At 43.1% G+C, this 4,142-nt stretch carries 5 protein-coding genes; 1 reads left to right on the top strand and 4 read right to left on the bottom strand.

Translation table 11 applies throughout. From position 1 onward, the window contains the following. On the bottom strand, positions 1-301 hold a 301-nt coding region (locus AB3112_RS08970; RefSeq protein ID WP_367334332.1), incomplete at its 3' end, for a zinc-ribbon domain-containing protein. 309 nt (positions 302-610) lie between these two features. Here AB3112_RS08970 and spxB point away from each other — a divergent pair. Next, entirely contained in the window at positions 611-2,365 is a 1,755-nt protein-coding gene (gene spxB, locus AB3112_RS08965; protein WP_367334331.1) for a pyruvate oxidase, read from the top strand. A 60-nt stretch (positions 2,366-2,425) separates the two neighbouring features. Here spxB and AB3112_RS08960 read toward each other — a convergent pair whose 3' ends face one another. From AB3112_RS08960 to AB3112_RS08950, 3 genes are all read right to left on the bottom strand, one after another. Next, positions 2,426-2,965, bottom strand: coding sequence for a hypothetical protein (locus AB3112_RS08960; protein ID WP_367334330.1), 540 nt, complete (start codon positions 2,963-2,965; stop codon positions 2,426-2,428). Positions 2,966-3,101: 136 nt separating this feature from the next. After that, positions 3,102-3,341: a hypothetical protein gene (locus AB3112_RS08955; protein ID WP_084972698.1), complete on the bottom strand. Its 240-nt coding sequence runs from the start codon at positions 3,339-3,341 to the stop codon at positions 3,102-3,104. A 65-nt stretch (positions 3,342-3,406) separates the two neighbouring features. Beyond that, a complete protein-coding gene (locus AB3112_RS08950; protein ID WP_367334329.1) occupies positions 3,407-3,889 on the bottom strand; it encodes a hypothetical protein in 483 nt (160 codons plus the stop codon). Between the last annotated feature and the right edge of the window lie 253 nt (positions 3,890-4,142).

The following is a 4,142-nucleotide window of genomic DNA, read 5'->3' as shown; positions in this document are numbered from 1 at the left end:
TTTTAGAACTAGCTGTGGGTTGCATCACCACCGTTGTCCGATTGTTGTTTAGCAGTGCAATACAGGTCACAAATCCAACCCCTAATATGATGATGGCCCAGACCATCCAGTTTTTGTACCAATGTTGTTGAATGGATTGCCGACTCATTACTTTTGAACTGGGGTCAGGATGATCGTTTAATTGATTTGAAACTTCTTTAGTGGCAACAACGGTTTGTGGCTGTCCACAAAAGGGGCAAAATTGTGCTGCTTTTGGGATCTCCTTTCCACAAGATTGACAAAACTTTGTTTCATTAGTCATGATGGAACCTCCAAATATGTATTCAGCTTTTATAGTCTTCGGGATTGGACAGGTGACACTTCTGATTAGGTGAATCGTTTTACGAATACTAACTATACCTAAAATATGGGGCGCACGTCAACTATTATTTTCTCTTAATTGAATACTTCCATTTGCGTGTGGTTATAATTGAGCGACAGTACAATTGCTATTCTGACAGCTTGTTAAGCGCTTACAAATAAAAAGTCGTTTTGATTGTATTTTTAATTCACCGCAACTATTATGTGTGTAATTGGTAATCGTTTATTGGTTTATAGGAGGTTTTTGATTATGGCAAATACAATTAATTCAGGAGTTGCAGCATTACGGACCCTCGAAAGTTGGGGCGTTGATCACATTTACGGCATTCCTGGTGGAACCATTAACAATTTAATGTATGCGCTGGATGAGGAAAAGGATAAAATCACCTATGTGCATGTTCGACATGAAGAAGTTGGTGCGTTGGCTGCAGTTGCCGACACGAAATTAACCGGAAAAATCGGGGTTGCATTTGGATCTGCCGGACCTGGTGCAACGCATTTGTTCCAGGGCGCTTATGATGCAATGGCTGATCAAGTGTCGGTGTTACTGATCGTCGGCCAAAACCCACAAGCATTGATGAACCAGGATTTCTTCCAGGAATTTGATGAAGACCCATGGTTTAAAGACGCCGGCGTCTATGCACGAACCGTGACGACTGCACAAAGCCTGCCACACATTTTGGACGAAGCGATTCGGCGCGCGTTTGCACAACACGGACCGGCAATCGTTACAATCCCAAACGATTTGGCAAATAAAGAAATTCCGGCTGATGGCTACTACAGCTCCGCCGCTAATTTTGCAAAGCCCGAGCTGAGTGCCGCTTCTGACGAGCAGGTTAATCAGGCGCTTGAGTTGATTAAGCAGGCTAAAAAGCCGCTTTTGTACGTCGGCCAAGGAACCATTGGGGCAGCTGACGAGGTAATGGAATTCGCTAAGAAATTCCAGATTCCAGTTATCACAACCGCCCTCGGCAAAGAAATTATTCCTTATGATTTTGAAGCCTTATTAGGTTCCGCTGCCCGGGTTGCTTCCAAACCGGCAAACGAAGCCCTTCAACAAACCGACCTGATGTTGTTCATCGGCTCGAACTATCCATTTGCGGAAGCAATGTTCAAACCGGATGTTAAATTTATTCAAGTTGACAGCAATCCTCAAATGTTAGGTAAGCGGCATAAGACAGATGTTGCGATGCTGGCCGATGCCAAGAAGACCTTACAGAAATTTATTGAAATCGGCGAAACAGCTGAGCCATCACATTGGTACGCTGCCAACGTGGACAATGTTACCAACTGGCATGAATACAACGACCACATGATGAACCGAACCGAAGGCAAATTGCGATTTGAACCGGCATTTAAAGAAATTAATCGAATTGCTGAAAAAGATGCGATTTTCTCAATTGATGTTGGCGATGTTACTCAAAATGCCGTTCGATTATTGAAAACCAATGGTCATCAGCCTTGGATTACGTCCGGCTTATTTGCCACAATGGGCGTTGGCTTACCAGGATCCATTGCAGCCAAGTTAAGTTATCCTGACCGTCAAGTGTTCAACCTGACAGGTGATGGTGCTGCAGCGATGGTCATGCAGGATTTGAGTACCCAAGTTGGATACAAACTGCCGATCATTAACGTCGTCTTTTCAAACGAAGCCCTTGGATTTATTGAAGACGAGCAGGAAGATGACAACCACGAATGGTTCGGCATTAGCCTACCGGAGACTGATTTTGCCAAGGTTGCTGAAGCACAAGGCATGACCGGAATTACGGTGACTTCGGTTGATCAAATCACCGCGGCCTTTGATAAAGCTGTCGAACTGACCAAGGCAGGCAAACCGGTGTTGATTGACGTCAAGATCACAAACGAACGACCAATTCCAGTTGAAAAATTGGCATTGGATCCCGATCAATTTGACCAAAAGACGATTGACGAATTCAAGAAACGTTACTATGCAGAAGATTTGGCGCCATTAAGTGAATTCTTAAAGAAACACGGCGTTCAATAAAATAAAAAATCCCCAAGGACGATTGAAATGCACAAATCGCGGCTTGGGGATTTTTTGTGGTTATTTTGTAAAATCAAATTCTGTTGGCACTGACTTCTTTGAATGACCGATCGTGGTGCTGTCGGATTTGAAGACTAAATAGGGTGCCGGCGAAGTCGCTTTGATATTTTTACCAATCATGATCAACTGCGATTGGGCAAAGCTTTGGGCGTGGTTGGCAACACTCGTCTTCGAAGCAGTGTTTAATTGCTGGAAGTTAGTGCCAACTTTAACGATGTAGCCATTGTCAATGTCATACGAAATGCTTTGCACATACTTGGACCACTGGTACATTTTTTTGCCTTGCTTAGCTTCTTTTTGATCATGAGCAAGGGCGTGGCTCATGGTGTCATTGTATGCAGTTTGTTGTTTGGTTGAAAGTTTTGGATTAGTAGATTGAGTGCTTGTTGAAGATGTCGAATTTGATCGCTTTGATGTTGTGCTGGCCGTCACTTTGGGCGAAGAGTTGTGGCTGGATTTTTCGCTGGTACTTCCGGTTCCACACCCAGATAACAATAGACCAATGGTGAGAACCATTATTAATCCTTTCGTTTTATGCATGAAATGCCTCCGAGGTTGAAAATTTTGATTACGAAGCAAATTTTAGCACAACTGATTGATTGATTTTAAAGGATGAAACGAACTAAACCGATATTTAACGTTTGTCGAAAAATTTGTAAATAAAAACAGCAAGGCATTAATCCCTTGCTGTTTTAGGTGTGTATTCATTCTTAATAAATTCGCGGGCTTCTTCATTTTCAGGTGCAATCTTTGCCAGTTCAATCATGGAATCCAGCATGTGGATCCATTCAGGATGGTTTCCCTGGGAATGGTCGGCCTTAAATTTTTCCAACCCGGCAACGTCGTAATTTCGGACCAATTCCAGCATTTCATTGACTAGGCCACTGACTTCATTAAAGACTTTTTCGTTATCCATTTTCTAACCTCCATTAATTCATTCACGGCTTTTGTCATTGTGCGGTGATTTTGATATTTGCCTGATTATTGGGTTGAACTGTCCATTTGCCGCAATTCCGATAAGAGCTGGAGTAATTGCGCGTGGTATACGTCCGAGCGTAACTGGGCATTTTGTTGACTGAACCAGTACTGCTTGGCGGGGGCAACGTAACTTTCCGGAACTTGATATTTATCCGCGATCCGCTGGAAGGTTGTTGGGTTGTCGGCGGCTTGCTGGAGGCGATAAAGGGGTTCTTCTTGAATAATTTTAACAACTTGCGGGCGAACGGCTTCCGGCAGTTTTGGCTGAACGATTTTGACGACGGTATTTTTAATTGGTTTATCTAAAATTGTGTTGGTTTGCCGTTGGGCGTCGGTTAATTCGTGAACTTGATGGCCAACGTACAAAAACCCACCAAGAATGATGACTAGAATGCTGAGCCATACGATTAATTTCGTGTGCTTGGACTTTTTATTTTCCTGCTTGGCTTGCTTTTGCTCAACGCGAGATGGTGTTTGATTTTGCATAGATAATTCCCCCTCAAACAATTTGACGACTTGAGTATACCATTTATCTCAAGTCACTTATTCATTAAGGCCCGTCATAGCAGTGAGCTTAAATAATTTTTATATAAAAAATGGCAAGCCGCTTCGACCTTCTGAACGCAAATGCGCCGATCGTTACGAACTCACCTTGGTTTGGCACCGACTGAGAGTATAGCATGAAATTGGTTGGTTTGGCAAATAAAAGGTGATTACGGGTTGGACAATTTTGGTCGCG

Source organism: Lentilactobacillus sp. (genome assembly GCF_040773105.1).
Taxonomy (GTDB): Bacteria; Bacillota; Bacilli; order Lactobacillales; family Lactobacillaceae; genus Lentilactobacillus; species Lentilactobacillus parabuchneri.
This window is presented reverse-complemented; position numbering and strand designations above follow the sequence as displayed.

What these genes read in the sequence shown, in the direction of transcription:
- AB3112_RS08950 (WP_367334329.1), bottom strand. Translation starts at nt 3,889, where the DNA reads ATGCAAAATCAAACACCATCTCGCGTTGAGCAAAAGCAAGCCAAGCAG.
- AB3112_RS08955 (WP_084972698.1), bottom strand. Translation starts at nt 3,341, where the DNA reads ATGGATAACGAAAAAGTCTTTAATGAAGTCAGTGGCCTAGTCAATGAA.
- spxB (WP_367334331.1), top strand. Translation starts at nt 611, where the DNA reads ATGGCAAATACAATTAATTCAGGAGTTGCAGCATTACGGACCCTCGAA.
- AB3112_RS08960 (WP_367334330.1), bottom strand. Translation starts at nt 2,965, where the DNA reads ATGCATAAAACGAAAGGATTAATAATGGTTCTCACCATTGGTCTATTG.